The sequence below is a fragment of the Grimontia sp. THUN1695 genome, assembly GCF_059704325.2.
In genome coordinates, this window is record NZ_AP046576.1 from 425,215 (window position 1) to 440,644 (window position 15,430).

Annotated in this window: 16 protein-coding genes; 8 read left to right on the forward strand and 8 right to left on the reverse strand. The window is 49.7% G+C overall.

Going from position 1 to position 15,430, the window contains the following annotated elements; all coding sequences use genetic code 11:
- The first annotated feature begins 116 nt into the window (after positions 1 to 116).
- From AC6IB1_RS02115 to AC6IB1_RS02125, 3 genes are all read left to right on the forward strand, one after another.
- Complete coding sequence (locus tag AC6IB1_RS02115) at positions 117 to 1,076, forward strand: endonuclease/exonuclease/phosphatase family protein (protein ID WP_497566146.1); 960 nt, start codon at positions 117 to 119, stop codon at positions 1,074 to 1,076.
- A 138-nt stretch (positions 1,077 to 1,214) separates the two neighbouring features.
- Positions 1,215 to 1,517: a hypothetical protein gene (locus AC6IB1_RS02120; RefSeq protein WP_497566147.1), complete on the forward strand. Its 303-nt coding sequence runs from the start codon at positions 1,215 to 1,217 to the stop codon at positions 1,515 to 1,517.
- An 83-nt stretch (positions 1,518 to 1,600) separates the two neighbouring features.
- Positions 1,601 to 2,416 (forward strand): DUF2797 domain-containing protein, encoded by an 816-nt coding sequence (locus tag AC6IB1_RS02125; RefSeq protein WP_497566148.1) that lies wholly within the window; start codon positions 1,601 to 1,603, stop codon positions 2,414 to 2,416.
- 148 nt (positions 2,417 to 2,564) lie between these two features.
- Here the strand turns inward: AC6IB1_RS02125 and AC6IB1_RS02130 are convergent, their stop codons facing one another.
- Both AC6IB1_RS02130 and AC6IB1_RS02135 read right to left on the reverse strand, forming a co-directional pair.
- The gene (locus AC6IB1_RS02130; RefSeq protein WP_497566149.1) at positions 2,565 to 2,795 is read right to left on the reverse strand and encodes a DUF3389 family protein; all 231 of its coding nucleotides are present in this window, start codon (positions 2,793 to 2,795) and stop codon (positions 2,565 to 2,567) included.
- Positions 2,789 to 3,226: a hotdog fold thioesterase gene (locus AC6IB1_RS02135; RefSeq protein WP_497566150.1), complete on the reverse strand. Its 438-nt coding sequence runs from the start codon at positions 3,224 to 3,226 to the stop codon at positions 2,789 to 2,791. The genes AC6IB1_RS02130 and AC6IB1_RS02135 overlap by 7 nt, the downstream gene beginning before the upstream one ends.
- Positions 3,227 to 3,422: 196 nt before the next feature.
- Between AC6IB1_RS02135 and AC6IB1_RS02140 the strand changes: the two genes are divergently transcribed.
- Positions 3,423 to 4,232 carry a M48 family metallopeptidase gene (locus AC6IB1_RS02140; RefSeq protein WP_497566151.1) on the forward strand — a complete coding sequence of 270 codons (810 nt, stop codon included), beginning with the start codon at positions 3,423 to 3,425 and terminating at the stop codon, positions 4,230 to 4,232.
- Between the two features lie 66 nt (positions 4,233 to 4,298).
- Here the strand turns inward: AC6IB1_RS02140 and AC6IB1_RS02145 are convergent, their stop codons facing one another.
- From AC6IB1_RS02145 to AC6IB1_RS02170, 6 genes are all read right to left on the reverse strand, one after another.
- Positions 4,299 to 4,727 (reverse strand): PAS domain-containing protein, encoded by a 429-nt coding sequence (locus tag AC6IB1_RS02145; RefSeq protein WP_497566152.1) that lies wholly within the window; start codon positions 4,725 to 4,727, stop codon positions 4,299 to 4,301.
- A gap of 2 nt (positions 4,728 to 4,729) precedes the next feature.
- Positions 4,730 to 5,740: a response regulator gene (locus AC6IB1_RS02150; protein WP_497566153.1), complete on the reverse strand. Its 1,011-nt coding sequence runs from the start codon at positions 5,738 to 5,740 to the stop codon at positions 4,730 to 4,732.
- A 193-nt stretch (positions 5,741 to 5,933) separates the two neighbouring features.
- A complete protein-coding gene (locus tag AC6IB1_RS02155) occupies positions 5,934 to 6,611 on the reverse strand; it encodes a hypothetical protein (RefSeq protein ID WP_497566154.1) in 678 nt (225 codons plus the stop codon).
- A gap of 132 nt (positions 6,612 to 6,743) precedes the next feature.
- Entirely contained in the window at positions 6,744 to 8,573 is a 1,830-nt protein-coding gene (locus tag AC6IB1_RS02160) for an MOSC N-terminal beta barrel domain-containing protein (RefSeq protein ID WP_497566155.1), read from the reverse strand.
- Positions 8,574 to 8,666: 93 nt separating this feature from the next.
- A complete protein-coding gene (locus AC6IB1_RS02165; RefSeq protein ID WP_497566156.1) occupies positions 8,667 to 10,238 on the reverse strand; it encodes a hypothetical protein in 1,572 nt (523 codons plus the stop codon).
- A gap of 219 nt (positions 10,239 to 10,457) precedes the next feature.
- Positions 10,458 to 11,348 carry a LysR family transcriptional regulator gene (locus AC6IB1_RS02170; RefSeq protein WP_497566157.1) on the reverse strand — a complete coding sequence of 297 codons (891 nt, stop codon included), beginning with the start codon at positions 11,346 to 11,348 and terminating at the stop codon, positions 10,458 to 10,460.
- A gap of 198 nt (positions 11,349 to 11,546) precedes the next feature.
- Here AC6IB1_RS02170 and dgcN point away from each other — a divergent pair, with 198 nt between their 5' ends.
- The 4 genes from dgcN (at position 11,547) to AC6IB1_RS02190 (ending at position 15,386) form a co-directional block, all read left to right on the forward strand.
- Complete coding sequence (gene dgcN / locus AC6IB1_RS02175; protein ID WP_497566158.1) at positions 11,547 to 12,572, forward strand: N-acetyltransferase DgcN; 1,026 nt, start codon at positions 11,547 to 11,549, stop codon at positions 12,570 to 12,572.
- On the forward strand, positions 12,562 to 13,497 hold the full coding sequence (gene dgcA, locus AC6IB1_RS02180; RefSeq protein WP_497566159.1) for an N-acetyl-D-Glu racemase DgcA: 936 nt from the start codon (positions 12,562 to 12,564) through the stop codon (positions 13,495 to 13,497). The genes dgcN and dgcA overlap by 11 nt, the downstream gene beginning before the upstream one ends.
- 178 nt (positions 13,498 to 13,675) lie before the next feature.
- Positions 13,676 to 14,809, forward strand: a complete 1,134-nt coding sequence (locus tag AC6IB1_RS02185) for an acyl-CoA desaturase (RefSeq protein WP_497566160.1) — start codon at positions 13,676 to 13,678, stop codon at positions 14,807 to 14,809.
- Between the two features lie 109 nt (positions 14,810 to 14,918).
- Positions 14,919 to 15,386: a GNAT family N-acetyltransferase gene (locus tag AC6IB1_RS02190; protein ID WP_497566161.1), complete on the forward strand. Its 468-nt coding sequence runs from the start codon at positions 14,919 to 14,921 to the stop codon at positions 15,384 to 15,386.
- Positions 15,387 to 15,430: the final 44 nt, after the last annotated feature.

Here is a 15,430-nt window from a genome sequence, read left to right on the forward strand (position 1 = left end):
ATAACGCAAAATATTCACCTCACAAAAACAGCGAGAAACCATATGCACTACTATGCTTGCGATAGTCCTGAGTTTTCTCGCTTCCAACATAAGAACAATCGCTTATCTGCCATTTCATGAATTCAGCATACGTACCACGTCGCCAAACCATGTTCAGCCGATCGTCCAGGATCGGGTTTGGTGTTGTTGTCCCTGTGTTATTTCTTTTTCACGCAATAGCCGCACACGCTTCACTTTCCGTTGCGACGTGGAATATGGAATGGCTGAGTGACAAGAATGACATGATACAAGGCCAGCGAACGGCGGATGATTATTTGATGATGCAGACTGTCTCATCGATCATTGACGCAGATCTGGTGGCATTTCAGGAAGTCGACAGTGAAGCATCACTGTCCAAGGTACTCAATCCCACGGCATACGATTTTTACTTTTCGGATCGCACTAAACATTTCAACCACAGCCGTCGCAGTCACCAGTTTACGGGCTGGGCAGTAAAGAAAGGTATCAAGGTGGTTGACCACGAAGACTACCAACCGCTGGGCTTACCGACATTTCTCTCCCGAGGTAACTTGAGATATGGCGCGTATATCGAGGTGAAAAGGGAAAACCAACCTCCCTTGCACTTGCTGTCAATCCACCTGAAATCCGGCTGTTTCGAGACCCCAATCCGCCGGAATAACAGCTGTAAAAAACTGGTTCACCAGATTGAAGCACTTTCTGTCTGGATAAACGCCCGACTCAAACTCGGTCAGGAGTTCATTATTGCCGGTGATTTCAACCATTACCTGAACGAGGAAAACGAGTGGGTCTGGAAGCAACTGATCAAAGATGTGGGTGATGACAACCTGGTGAAGCTGACCAAAGGCACACTGGCTAAATGTAAAGCCCGAAAATACAATTACCGCACTAAGCGCTGGGAGCACGTGGTATACCAAAAACTGATCGATCACATCATCGCGAGCAAAGGTGCGGTGTCAGCGTTGGATCCGCCACAAGCCAGACAATATCAGTATTCCTATCACGCTGTTGCCACTTACCGACTATCAGATCACTGCCCGATAGTGGTTGATTTATGATTTAATGAATCCATATCACGTTCTGCAAAACAAAACTCCCCTTTTAACACCGCGATCATTTTGTGCTGACTTTCTACTGACACAATAGGCACAAGTCCTGTCTACAATAGCGGTAAACGAGAAAGACGGAATACCATCATGGAATACTTCAAAGCCCCTTTGCTTGCAGCTTCCCTTCTTTTCGCCCTGCCTACCCATGCTGCGCCAGAGCTTGTCCCTGCAACCTTGCTGGCATATGGCCATTATGAAAAAGTTGAAGAAATCACCATCTCGGGTGATATCAATAAAAGCATCGTCAATTTGGCAGAAAACAGGCTGACCGATAATGAGGCAGATCTGTTTGTTATCGACGAAATCAGTGAAGACATTGAGCGCAATATGCTGGTATTGAATGTGTCACTGTACAACGATCTCAATCAGGGTATCGTGACAATCAAATAAGTATTACTGCCAGCAAACACGGTTTTAGTGCCTGTCCTTTCGTTGTAGAATCCCGGCACGTGAAGGACAACAATAAAACATAAATGACTACTGGCACTTTGAGCAAAATGAAAAGCACGCTGGATAACGGCGTGAAATACGTTCTTCCCGTTGGTGACGCAGAGATAGACCTCAATGCACTGATTGGAAAACGCCTAACCCTGACCTATACCGGCAATATATATTGCGACGCCTGCGGCATCAAAACCAACAAGAGTTTCAGCCAGGGACACTGTTTCCCCTGCACGAAACGCCTTGCACGTTGCGATATATGTATTCTGAAACCGGAGACCTGCCATTTTGCCGAAGGGACATGCCGTGAGCCTGAATGGGCTGGACAGTTTTGTATGACTGACCACGTGGTGTATCTTTCCAACACCTCTGGCCTAAAAGTCGGTATTACCCGTGCCAACCAGATCCCAACCCGCTGGGTCGATCAGGGTGCAACCCAGGCTTTGCCTATTCTGAAAGTCAAAAGCCGCCATTTGTCAGGTTTGGTTGAAATCGCGATTGCGGAGTTTCTGGCAGACAAAACCAACTGGCGCGCAATGCTGAAAGGTGACAATGTTGAACTGGATTTGCATGAAGAGGCACGTCGCCTGCTGCCACAAATTGATGCCCGGATTTACAGCCTGCGCCTCCAATACGGCTATGATGCTGTTGAGCCAATCAAACATGACATTGTTGATATCAGCTATCCGGTTGACGCATTCCCAACCAAAATTACATCGCTGAATTTTGACAAAAACCCTGTGGTGTCAGGGATTTTGCAAGGCATTAAAGGCCAATACCTGATATTTGACACTGGCGTGATTAATATCCGCAAATTCACCAGCTACGAAGTGACTGCAGAATACTAGATAAAAAGCCCTCGCCATTGCAGCGGGGGCTTTCCTTTTATTTTGGCTATTTTAAAACCGCTTTCCATCCCATCAGCTTTTCCTGCCTACGCATTGCCGGCGAGCACCATAAATAACAGCATGATAAGTCCTTTCACCATACTTCCTTCTATCGTTTGATAGCGATTCCTGTTGCCTCAGAAATCGCAATAAGATTTTCTTGTGATCCTAATGTCAGGCTCCAGTTTACTGTCCCGCCATTGGCCACCAGCATACAAGGTGCGCCAAGCAGGGTAATATCATCCGTTTGCGCTTGAAGCGTCATTTGATGCTCCTGAAACTTCACCATTACCTCATGTGCGGTGGCAATCACTTTACCGCCCGGAATACTGATTACCATGGTGATTTTCCTTTGTGCTGGAGTACAGCCATCGTCAGACGGCTGGTACACACCAAACGGCCCCGCTCATCGGTGATCTCAATCTGCCATACCTGGGTTGTGGCTCCCAGATGAACCGCTTTCGCTGTGCCGGTAACAAACCCCGAGCGCATCGCACGAATATGGTTGGCATTAATGTCCAGACCAACACAGTATTTGTTTTCTTCCACTGCCATATTGGCTGCCAGCGAGCCCAGTGTTTCGGCAAGGACGACAGACGCACCACCATGCAACATACCAAGGGGTTGATGGGTGCGGGTATCTACCGGCATCGTGCCTGTCAGGCTGTTGTCATCAAATGCAGTATATTCAATCCCCAAATGCTCAACCAAGGTGTTTTTGGAGGTGGCGTTGAGGCTTTCCAGCGAGATCGTTTTTTTCCAGATAGACAAAATGGATCCTTACGGCGTTTTGCTGATTTTTAACTATTATCTTTGTTGCTGATTTCTTTCGCCACTGCCATTTATCTCAACTATGACAATACTGCGAATGACGAAGCGAAGATCTCGACAGTCTTATGGTTTAATTTGCGTCTGTAAATACTTTAAGATATCTACCCAAGCGATAAAGGGCTTAAAAGGATACTAAATGAAGCTCAACAGGATAAAAACCATTCTTGCTACCGCATTGCTGAGTGCCTTGGTGGCGGGTTGCACCACGTCCCCAACTGGGCGCAGCCAATTTATTTTGGTGTCAGGTTCGGAAATGGCAACACTGGGCACTCAGTCTTTCTCTGAACTGAAAAAGAACGAGAAAATCAGTACAGACAAAAAGACCATCCAATATGTACAGTGTGTAACTGATGCCATTTTGCAAGTCACACCGCCACAACCTGACTTTGATAAATGGGAAGTAGTCGTATTCGACAGTGATCAAGTGAATGCCTTTGCCTTGCCGGGCGGGAAAATCGGGGTGTATACCGGCCTGTTGAAGGTCGCCCGGACGCAAGATCAGCTCGCGTCTGTGATTGGCCATGAAATCGGCCATGTAATGGCTAATCATGGCAGCGAACGCGTTTCCAGTTCACTGGCCGCAAACAGCGCCCTGCAAATCACCAGTGTGGCGCTTGGCGCGGCAGGCTCGCAGAATGCTGACCTGATCATGGCAGGTCTGGGATTAGGGGTGAACGTAGGTGTGTTACTGCCCTTTAGCCGGACCCATGAATCAGAATCTGATTTGATTGGCGTGCAGTTAATGAATAAAGCGGGCTTTGATCCAAACCAGAGCGTGGCACTGTGGCGCAATATGGCAAAAGCCTCCAAAGGCGCGCCGCCAGAAATTCTTTCCACACACCCTTCCCACGACACACGGATTTCTGACCTGAAAACAGCCATCAAGCAACTACCGCCGCCAACGCGAAGAGCACCCAATTGCGGCAGTCCCAACCTGTTTGGGTAACCAGCCAAATAAGAACGTAGCCGGCAATAACGCTGGCTTCGTCTTTAAGATATCTGGAAATAACGGTTATTGGGAGGCTAGCGCCTCGCCGGTAACGTCAGCTACTGAGATAAACATATGTTGCGCTTCACCACGCAGATTGACGATGGGGTTAAGCGTGACATTCTGGTACATATAACTGGCCTGCCCGGTGATAGGACGCACATTCCGGCAATGGAACAGGTAAGGACGCTGTTTCCACACCACAAAACTGCGGCATTTTAATTCAAAGACCGGGCGACACTTTGCCCGAAACCAGGCTTCGGGGATCTCCGGAAACACAGTGAACAAAGATTGACCTTTGACTTTATTAGGGTGCCTGCCCGTGTGGTGAACCATAAAGCCGTTCCACATATGGATAGTGAAATCACGGTCGACAACAATCAAGCCCATGTCGATATTCTGAACCATATCGACCATCCAGTTGAATTGTTCAAATTCTGGTGAGTCAATCATGGTTACTCCTCATCATCCATCAGGTACGCCAGTTTTGCATCAAGCAGTGGCAAAGATTCATCCACCAGCAATAGCAATAAATCGCACTTAATATGAGTGCCATCAATGGCATAGCTCACTTCAATGGTGACCGTTCGCTTCCAGGTGCCATGCATTTTCTCAACCAGCTTATCAACGGATTGGTGTTGACCGATAATCACAGGATAGCTCTGGGCAAACACCAGCCCTGCCTGCTCGCCAATCCCTGATAAAAATGCAGAGATCAAGACATTGCTGACATCCACCAGCACTTCAAGGTCATTATCAACACTGCCATCATCTGGGTAATCCAGAATGCCAAGCAAATCATTCATCGAAGAGTCTGATATCAACATGAGTGCTTCGCCCGCGATTCCCTCGCCGCTGAAACCCTGGCAGATACCGTTTATGTTGTCGTTGTTCGCCAGATGCTTGATGGTCATGGTGAGCTCACTGACTTCAAGCACGTTCACCTGGGGTAAGGGCATATGGACAAAAACATCGAAGTAACGGGCCAGTGAATCTGCGGCACGCCCCATAGCAACATTTACCACTTCCAGATACATTTCACGCCGGCCAATTTTCATGTCCAACGCAGGTTGCGTGGGTTCATCCGTGGGTGAAGACGGTGCATTGCCTGTGAAAGAAACCAGAAGCTGCGCCAGATTTTCCTGACTGATAGGCTTTCTCACAAAGGCTTTGGCCCCCAGGGAAAGTACCCTTTCCTGAGCTTTGGGCTGAATATCACCGGAAACAACAAACACAGGCACATTGATATTGTTTGTGCGCATCATTTCCAGTGTTTCGAATCCATCCATCTCTGGCATGGTGAGATCTAAAAACATGACATCGAAATGGGAAGCCTGGAGCTGTTCGATAGCAATTTTGCCATTTTCCGCGAACGTCACATCGGCATGGATAGTGCTTGGCAGCGATCTGGCCAGCTGCTTTCTGGCCAGTGCAGAATCGTCGGTGATTAATACTCGGGTTGTCAAAATTTCTATCCCTAATTCCGGCGGCAGTTACTCATGGTTGGCGTAAGCAAGGCAAAGAAATATAACGTAATTTGCAAAGCAACGAGCCTTACTTCCATAAGCATAGTTGCTAAACATGCCTAATGGTTTTAAAGATAAAAAATTAAATCGGGTAGGAATCTCCGCGAAATGAATGTGTCCGCCTGCTACACGGTCAAGGCTGTTCTTCTGGAAGTGGCATATTGCCAAAGGCAGAAAGCGCCCGCTTCACTTTATCCAGTTCCGCACTCAAATCATCAAACTGCTCGATCATCGCATCATTTTGGGATTTCAGTTCATCGAAGTTGTCGCAATCGGTCTGGGAGACCTTATTCCATGAGTCGCCTTTTTTGAACTCGGCGCAGGCTTGCTGACTGAGCTCCAGCTTGTGTGCACCTTTGAGGATTTTTTCATTGAGCTCATTGATCGCTTCGGTCAGGCGATGACGCTCCGCATATAGCTGGTCGGCGTCCTTTATCCGATTTTTCAGCTGCATAATCGCAACTGATTGTTTTTCTGTCTGCTTTTTCCATTGATCAGCCTGCTCGGTATATTTTCGGGCTTTTTCATCAAGCTCGGCTTTCAGACTGACAATCTCTGCCGCTTTGGTATCAAGTTGTTCAGTTAACAGAGCAGCCTTCTCCCCGGCCTGCCGGTTTGACGCCTCAAGCTGGGTGATGTGTTGTTGCGCCTCATTCAGCTCTGACTGGCTTTGCGCCAGTTCTGCCTGGGTATCCCCTAGCTCAGATTGGGTATTACCTTCAGCAGAAGACCAATGGTTGGATGTTACTAAGCCACCTAAAACCAGCCCAGCAACAAACAGTAATGCCCCTTTTTTATTTGCATCTGTCATTGAGTATTCCTCGCACCGGTTATACTGGCAAGCACCATTGCTTGTCCCCCGAAAACTGCCTTCATGATAGACCATGATGGCAGTTGTTCGTGTTAGCGTAAGGAAAAAAGTCGTTGAATTTCGGTTGTTTGTTCAAGGTTTAGTCAAGATAACATCACTTTTAGGTACACAGCAGCAGGCCAGTACCAGCCCCTCTTCTTTTTCCCCCAGGAAAAGGGCGGGCATATCGGGTTGCTCTACCTCTCCTTCTACCAACCTGAGCTTACAACAACCACACACACCAGCGCGGCAACTGTAATCGACAAACACACCAGCCTCTTCTGCCTGAACCAGAATGGGGCGCTGGTTTTCACCGCGGATAAATTCCCCCTCAATCGTAATGTTTACATCCATCGCGGGCGCATCATTACCCAGGGTTGGCGGCGTGAAGAATTCCTGATGACACTGAGCTTCCGGCACACCTAATGTTTCCAATAGGTGCATTGCCGACGCCATAAAGCCTTCAGGCCCACAGACAAAGACCTCGCGCTGGGTCAATTTTGGCAATAAAGCCAGGTGTTCCTGGCCCAAACGGCCAGACATTCCCTGCCATTTGTCAGAAGGTTGGCTGAGCAGCAGCATCACGTTCAGGCCCGGATTGGCCGCTTCCAGTGCCCTGAGCTCTTCTGCAAATGGAATATCCTGTTCTGAACGGCATTGGTGGAAGAAAATCACATCGTGAATGTCGTTGTTGTCTGCCAACGCGCGCAACATAGACATCATTGGCGTCACACCGCTGCCACCGGAAAGAAGCAATAACCTTTGACGCCTGGCGGGATCTTCATCCAGATGAAACTGACCATCGGGTTGTTGGGCTTTAATGTTTGTTCCTTCTGTCATGTGGTCGTGCAGCCAGTTTGAGGCCAAACCACCCTCGACACGTTTCACCGAAATAGCCAGTTTGTCTGGGCGGGTTGGAGAGGAAGACAAGGTGTACCGCCGATGGATGCGCTCACCATTGATTTCCAGTTCAACAGGAAGATGCTGGCCAGCTTTGTATTCCGGCAATGTGCCCTGCTGACAGGTAAACCAGAAGGTTTTTAAATCCCTTGCGACCTCTTCCACTTCACTGCAGGTCAATTGCATCTTTGGAATCGTATTGTCTTCATAGACTTCCGGCTCGCGGTATTCCAACACCTGAATCTCATCGTCGGTTGAAATAACACCTTCATTCAACGCAATCAGATTCATGCCGAAATTGACGTTGCCGTTTTTGTCGGTGCGGAACTGGCTCAATGTGGTGATTGGCTCACCATTGGCGCGAAAGCGGCCGGTATCCAAATCCAGTGTGGTAAACACACAACGGCTGCAAGGCTGGGCCACCTTGAAAGTGACTCCACCAATGCGGATTTTACCCCAGGTGTCTTCTTCAAAGGCTTCACAGCCTGATACCACAATGTTGGTGCGGAACTGATCCATCACGTGCTGGTCTGGCGAGCGCGCGTTCAGCGCCTCCAACGACGCCTCTGAAATCACCAGCAGCGGGAAACCATCCGCAAAGCTCACCTCAGTTTTGGCAGTTTGGGAATAACGCGGTGACGTCTCTTCCCCGGTAAACAACAGCTGTTTGTTGCCACCCAGCAAATGGCTGAACCAGGCATTCGCGGTGGAGGTGGTCGCGTAACCCAGAAATTCATCTTTCCACACGCCAGTTTGGATCTCATTCATTGAAAACTGGGCATATTTCAGCACCAACGGCGACATGGTGGGATGAGTCAACGTAATACCGTTAGACTGGATAGACACGGTCACTTCGGTCAGTTTGGGTTCGGTGCGGCCAGTGACCATTTTGCCGGTGCTGTCGGTGACCATAAAGCGCCGGTCGAAGCTGAGGCCGATTTTCTCTACCCATGCATTGGACAGTGATATGCCCTTTGCCGATTTCACTGGAAAAACATTTATCTGGCTGACTGTTGCGCTCACACTGACTCCTTTTTTGTTATTAAATAAATGTCAGTTCCGTATTGTACAGAGTCCTTCTGTTAAATCAGTAACAAACACACCGCCCGCCTGACACTATTCCTGTTTCGACGCGATGATCCGGTTGAGCCGATCTGGCTCACTGACCAAGGCAGGAAACTTAAGATACAGATGATGCAGGCAGGTCAGGCACAGAGCAATACAGTTGTTGGTTTTATCCCGGATTTCATCCGCATCCCACCAGGCTTCACCGGACAGGATGAGGTTCCAATCTTCCACCAAGCTTTCAGCCAGCGCTACCGCACCTTCCACATTGCCTTTCACCAACACATTCACGGCGTTGGCAACACTTTCAGCATGGGCACCTGCCCCAAAGATATTCCTCAATGCCAGAATAGCGTCCAGCAAACCATCGAGGCGATCAGGCTGTCGCGCCGCACTGAACAAGCGGCCAAAGGCTAACCGGATACCGGTTGAATCGGTGTCTTCCAGCAGCACGCTCCAGTTTTCCAGATCATCCAACACGGCGTTGGTAACAGAGACGGGCTCTTCTGCCTCTTTCACGGTATCAACTGTCTGTTTAGCACCTTCCAATGAGAAAGGATCGATATGCCATGCCCATTCCGGTGCAACAAACGGTGGGGTCTGGTCCAGAAAACACATCGCCATACAAAGCGTGATGTTTAATTCGGTGGCAACTTTGTCGTTTTCAGCATCCATCACATCGTCGGGCCACTCATCGTCTTCAAGCAAATCACCGACATTAATGGCATAGGCAAAGCCGGACTCCAACATAAACCCGCTATCTTTGCGTTTTGCCATCTGGCTTGGCTGTTGCAACACATATTCTGCAATCGCTGGCGTGTAGCGCCGCAGAGTTCCCCATCGGGTATCCAGCGCATCAAAGTCTACCAACGCTGCGTTTCTGAAGCCGACAAACAGCGGTATCTGTGCCACCTCACCGTCTGCCACACTGCGTGCAATTTCCAGCATTTCCAATACCGTTTCAACGAAGATATCTGCCGAAATTGGCCCGCGCACCCGCATCAGGTCGTAGCTGTTGATCAATAACGCTGCTGGCAATGAAGAAAGGGTAATAACACCTCGCCCTCCCTTGGAATCTGCATAGTGGCCGAAGGTTTCGCTGGGTTCATTGCCAATGGTTTCAAACACCCTTTCAAACGAATGATCTTCGATAAAATGCCGGAATAAGGCCTTATGCCCCGGCAGATGCATGATTGCCGCACTCAAATGGCCTGACGCGCGATAAAACAAGTGTGGGCGTGCGCCCGCTTTCACTAAAAACAAAGGATAGAGTTCTGCGGCGACCGCTGACAAGCTTCTGGCGAGAGGATCACTGATATTAACTGCAGGCGTTATACCGCCATTCTGGCGTCGCCAGACGGAGAAAATATGCTGTCCATTCTGAAGCACATGCGGCAGGCGATGGAAAAACGATTGTTCAATGTCCCCTTGCGCCACCGCGACGGAACGCATCTGGCGGCAAAGCTGGATATAGGAAGAAAGCGTCTCTTTTTGTTTGGTATTCAGCCGTCCCTGGTGTTGCAGCACTAACCGGGCATCAGACTCGGAAATGTTCAGGATATAGCTGACAACGCGATGCCCCATGGCTTTGACGAAATTCGGGATTGGTTCTTTTAACGGCATATCACCCCCAGCGTCAATCCTCTTCCGCAACACCCTATTCTGCGGAAGAATCGTTACCCAAACAGCTGTGACAGAAGGCCAGTGAATCTCTCTTTCCATCAAGGCAGGCTGTTTGGCGTTGTTATTGGTATGGTTATCGGCAGCGCGTTAGGAAAATATAGCAGGAAGCTGGTATTACTCTGCCACACCAATCCCCCGCAATACGAATTTGTTACGTCATTATAAAGGCTTATCCGACGCAATTTTTTTCAGCACCGACCACACTTTTTCCCCGGATGCGTGCAAACGTGACTGATACCGATAAGCGTAATACGCCACTTCACGAACATGGCACTGCTCGCCAATCACGGTTAGCCGGCCATCCCCCAGTTCCTGGCGAATAGAGAAATCCGGCAGCCATGCCACGCCCTGCCCATTGATGGCCTGCAGCTTTAGCATGTCTACCATCGAGGACAAAAACACGGTTCTGAGGTTAAGCACTGAACGCAGGGAATCTGTTTGCCTTCCCATATATGAGGCAGGGCTGTAGGCAAGCCAGGGGACAGGTATGTCGGATGATAGCGCAAACAGCGGCGCTCCCTTTTCATCGGTGGCGCAAACAGGCAACAAATCCGCATTCCCCACTTCAATGTAGTCAAACGGCGGAAGCTTAAGGTGCTCGTTTTCAAACGCGAGCAGCAAATCGCACTCCCCTTGCTGCAAGGCATCAACCGCCTCGTCCACGTTCATGGCCTCCACACTCAGCATGGGTAGCGTTTCCGGTGTAAAAGCACGCTGAATAGCCAGCGTCATGTCCAGCGCCAGCGAATGCGCGGAAGCAATGCGAACAACGCTGCCGTCGGAATAATTCAGGGCGGAAATCTGGCTGATCCCCTCTTCCATTTGATGCAACAGGGTTCGGGCGGTCACGCGGAAAATACGGCCACTGGCGGTCAGGGCTACAGGGGTTTGGGTGCGGTCGATAAGCTCTGCACCGACGGATTGTTCCAGCAAACGGATGCGGCGTGAGAATGCCGGCTGAGTGATATTACGAAGGGCCGCCGCAGACGAGAAATTCCGCGTCTCGGCCAGTGCCAGAAAATCGTCCAGCCATTTACTCTCAATATTCACATCCTGTCCTTCAGTCCATCTTTTTCTATCGGCATTTTAATGCCAGATAAAAATCAAAAACTGACCAATCTCACAATAATTAGCAAGTTTGATAACAAAATGGCATGACCAAATCAGAAATGGCATTTTTCCAGCCCTCCCTTTCAGCCCTATAGTGAATACATCAACAAAAGAACACTTACCGGAGACCGGAGAACCATGAACATCCCATCCCCCTACCTGCTGATGCTTGGTGAAAGCCATGATCCCCTTGCGATTAAAACGGCGCGCGGTATTCACTACTGGCGTCCGGAAAAATGCCTCGGCCAGCTTCGCCTGAATGATGGCGTACCCTCCCTGGGTCTTCCAGAAATGGATGCCAGGGAAGCAGTAGCGAAAGGCGCCAAAACTTTTGTATTGGGAACCGCCAATGCAGGGGGGATTCTGGCAGAACATTGGATCCCGATGATTGTGGAAGCCATTCAGTTGGGCATGCATGTCGCATCGGGCCTGCACCAGCGTCTGGCGGATATTCCAGCAATTGCGGATGCCGCCAACGCTGCTGGCGTTCAGCTGTTCGACCTTCGCCACTATGCCGACAAGCTTGACGTCGGTAACGGCAAAAAACGCTCAGGGCAACGCCTGTTAACCATCGGCACAGATTGCTCCGTCGGCAAAATGTTCACTACCCTCGCCCTGGAAAAAGCGATGAAAGAACGCGGTATGAAAGCAACGTTTTGTGCCACCGGGCAAACCGGCATTCTGGTTGAGGGCAAAGGCATTGCCGTGGACGCGGTAATTTCAGACTTTATCGCAGGCGCCGCGGAAGCACTCTCGCCAGCCTGTGATGACGACGAATGGCAATTGATTGAAGGCCAGGGCTCGCTGCTGAACCCTGCATTTTCCGGTGTCACCATGGGGCTGTTACACGGTGCCCAACCGGATGCGCTGGTGCTTTGCCATGAAGCAAACCGTCCCCATACCCGCCATATGCCACATATGCCGATGCCAAAGGTAGAAGACATCATCGAGCTCGGTTTGAGGCTGGCAAAGCTGACCAACCCCAACCCTCGTTTTGTCGGCATGGCAATCAATACCTCCTCACTCAGTGAAGAAGAAGCCAAGGCCTACCTAAAATCCATGGAAGAAAAACATGGCCTGCCGGCAACGGACCCGGTTCGTTTCGGTGTGGAAAGTATCGTCGATAATCTCATCAACACATTCGGGGATTCACATGCAGATTAACGCCGACATTGTCAGTTACACACTCAAGCGCCCTTTCACCATATCTCGTGGCAGCCGCACTAAGGCGGAGGTAATTCAGGTCACCATAGAGAAAGCGGGTAAAACCGGGAAAGGTGAATGCTCGCCGACCGCCCGCTATGGGGAAAGTTTTGACAGTGTGCTAGCGCAAATCCGCTCCGTTCAGGGGAAAGAATTTGATCGCGACCAGTTACTATACTTGTTGCCAGCCGGCGCCGCCAGGAATGCGTTGGATTGCGCGCTTTGGGATTTGGAATCGGAGACATTCCCGAACAACTTTCCCCTCCCGGAGAGAATAGAAACCGCAATGACTGTTTCCATCGCATCACCTGAGCAAATGGCTGAAGAAACAAAAGCCTATGCTGAGCAGGGGGCGACACTCATCAAGGTCAAACTGAATAGCGAAGACGTGTATGCGCGGCTGTCTGCTGTGCGGCACGCCGCGCCGGACGCGACCCTGATCGTGGATGCCAATGAAGCCTGGGGAGCGTTGGATATTGAAGCAACACTTGCCCACATCGCGCCGCTCAATATTGCCATGGTTGAGCAGCCTCTTCCGGCCACCGACGATGAAGCCTTGAGGGGAATATCAAGCCCCATTCCTTTGTGCGCCGACGAAAGTTGTCACACAGCCGATGATATCCATAATCTGATTGGCAAATACCAGATGGTGAACATTAAACTGGACAAAACCGGCGGATTAACAGCGGCGTTTACGCTGGCGCAGACTGCCAAAGCAAACGGGATGCAAATCATGGTGGGCTGCATGTTGGGAAGTTCACTAGCAATGCGCGCAGCGCTGCCGGTTGCTGCAACAGCCACGTTGGTGGATTTAGATGGAGCATTCCTTCTCAGCGATGATGTTGAAGGCGGTTTGCAGTACCAGCGCGGCCATATTGTGCTTTAGCTTACTGCCACACTTAGGGTGAGGTGCTTTCATCGCACTTCACCTTTTTTTGTGGTTTTGAAACGCTTCGCGCAATTTAAAGGCAAAACTGAAACAAATTGTTAACAGCTATCTTGACCACCTATTTCTCGACCACTACTCTAGCGTACATGTGTACGCTGGAATTTGCGGTATTGAAATGGAATCAAAAAACACCAATAAACCCCCGATCATTTGGCTGAATGTATCGGTATTCGTTATCACTTTTGCTGTCGCCGTCATTGGAACGCCCCTTTGGGCTTATTATCACGGTTTTGATGGGCCACAAATTGCAATGCTGCTTACTGCGTTCACCTTTTGTGGTATGTCTATCACCGCTGGTTATCACCGCTTATGGTCCCACAAAACCTACGAAGCCCACCCTTTTCTGAAAATTATCTTTGCCCTTGGCGGCGCATTTGCTGTTCAAAACAGCATCCTTCACTGGTCTTCTGACCACCGCGTACATCACCGCCATGTGGACAACAATGACATTGATCCCTACTCAGCCAAACGCGGCTTTTGGTATTCACATATCGGCTGGATGCTGCGTGAATATCAACAACACCGTTATACGGACTACAGCAACTGCCGCGATCTGCAAAAAGACAAGATAGTGATGTGGCAGCACAAGTACTACCTGCCTTTGGTTATTGCTACCAACGCCGGTATTCCCATCGCATTTGGCTTGCTTCACGGTGACCTGTGGGGGGCGATTATCCTGATTGGCTTTACCCGTTTAGTGTTGAACCATCATTGCACTTTCTTTATCAATTCACTGGCCCACGTTTGGGGTAACCAACCCTACACCGAGAAAAACACCGCACGTGACAATGGTATCCTGGCGTTCCTGACCTTCGGCGAGGGTTACCACAACTTCCACCATATTTTTGAGAACGATTACCGAAATGGCATTCACTGGTGGCAATTCGACCCAACCAAGTGGCTGATTAAGGCAAGCAGTTGGCTTGGACTGACCAAGAAGCTGCGCGTGACACCGCAAGATCGCATTGAAAAGGCACGTGCAGCTATGGTGCTAAAAAACATTCAGGCACGCCTGAACCTGGCCCCCAATGCCAAACATCGTCTACAAATCGTTGAACAAGAGTATGAAGCCCTGGTTGCCCGCATGAGTGATTATTACGAGGCAAAAAAGCGTCTGCTTGATTTAAAGAAGCAGAATTTGCTGAAAAAATATGAAAAAGCGATTCTGGTTCAACAGCTCCACATCCTGAAGTCAGACTTCCAACAGCAAAAACGTAATTGGATGACCCTTGCTGCGGCATACGCGTAATTTTTCACTTAAACCGCTTATTCAAACAAAGGGCGGTGAAATCAGCCCTTTGTTTTAAGCCGTTCACCACTTTACACTGGGGCACAAGTTCCTTCTGAGAAAAATCTTCATGCTCACCATCCGCCGTTATCGCAAAGGCGAAGAACCTTTGCTCTGGACACTTTTTTTCAACACAGTGCATAACATCAACATCCGGGACTACTCACTGGCGCAGGTGTCAGCCTGGGCACCACACGATGTTGATCCTGCGATCTGGAAACAGAAGATACAAGAGATTAACCCCTTCGTGGCCGAATGGGGAGGCAAGATAGCAGGATATGCAGACGTGCAGGCTGACGGGCTTATCGACCATTTCTTCTGTGATATGTCGTGTCAGGGAAAAGGCATTGGCCGGGCGTTGATGGAAGCACTCTTTGATGAAGGTCGCCGGTTGGGCGTGACCCGTTACTACGCCTATGTCAGCATAACAGCACGTCCATTTTTCGAGCATATGGGTTTTACCGTGGTAAAAGAGCAGCAGGTAGACGTGCGCGGCGCAGTGTTACCGAATTTTGTGATGGAGAATGTAAGGGAATAAGCCATCCTGCACCTAAGAGCACGCATCGACAAGCGTCAACAGAA

Excerpts from the sequence above, each read along its gene's own strand:
- AC6IB1_RS02125 (WP_497566148.1), top strand. The coding sequence starts at position 1,601 with ATGACTACTGGCACTTTGAGCAAAATGAAAAGCACGCTGGATAACGGC.
- dgcA (WP_497566159.1), top strand. The coding sequence starts at position 12,562 with ATGCAGATTAACGCCGACATTGTCAGTTACACACTCAAGCGCCCTTTC.
- AC6IB1_RS02165 (WP_497566156.1), bottom strand. The coding sequence starts at position 10,238 with ATGCCGTTAAAAGAACCAATCCCGAATTTCGTCAAAGCCATGGGGCAT.
- AC6IB1_RS02155 (WP_497566154.1), bottom strand. The coding sequence starts at position 6,611 with ATGACAGATGCAAATAAAAAAGGGGCATTACTGTTTGTTGCTGGGCTG.
- AC6IB1_RS02145 (WP_497566152.1), bottom strand. The coding sequence starts at position 4,727 with ATGATTGACTCACCAGAATTTGAACAATTCAACTGGATGGTCGATATG.
- AC6IB1_RS02120 (WP_497566147.1), top strand. The coding sequence starts at position 1,215 with ATGGAATACTTCAAAGCCCCTTTGCTTGCAGCTTCCCTTCTTTTCGCC.
- AC6IB1_RS02190 (WP_497566161.1), top strand. The coding sequence starts at position 14,919 with ATGCTCACCATCCGCCGTTATCGCAAAGGCGAAGAACCTTTGCTCTGG.
- AC6IB1_RS02140 (WP_497566151.1), top strand. The coding sequence starts at position 3,423 with ATGAAGCTCAACAGGATAAAAACCATTCTTGCTACCGCATTGCTGAGT.
- AC6IB1_RS02185 (WP_497566160.1), top strand. The coding sequence starts at position 13,676 with ATGGAATCAAAAAACACCAATAAACCCCCGATCATTTGGCTGAATGTA.
- AC6IB1_RS02130 (WP_497566149.1), bottom strand. The coding sequence starts at position 2,795 with ATGGTAATCAGTATTCCGGGCGGTAAAGTGATTGCCACCGCACATGAG.
- dgcN (WP_497566158.1), top strand. The coding sequence starts at position 11,547 with ATGAACATCCCATCCCCCTACCTGCTGATGCTTGGTGAAAGCCATGAT.
- AC6IB1_RS02115 (WP_497566146.1), top strand. The coding sequence starts at position 117 with ATGAATTCAGCATACGTACCACGTCGCCAAACCATGTTCAGCCGATCG.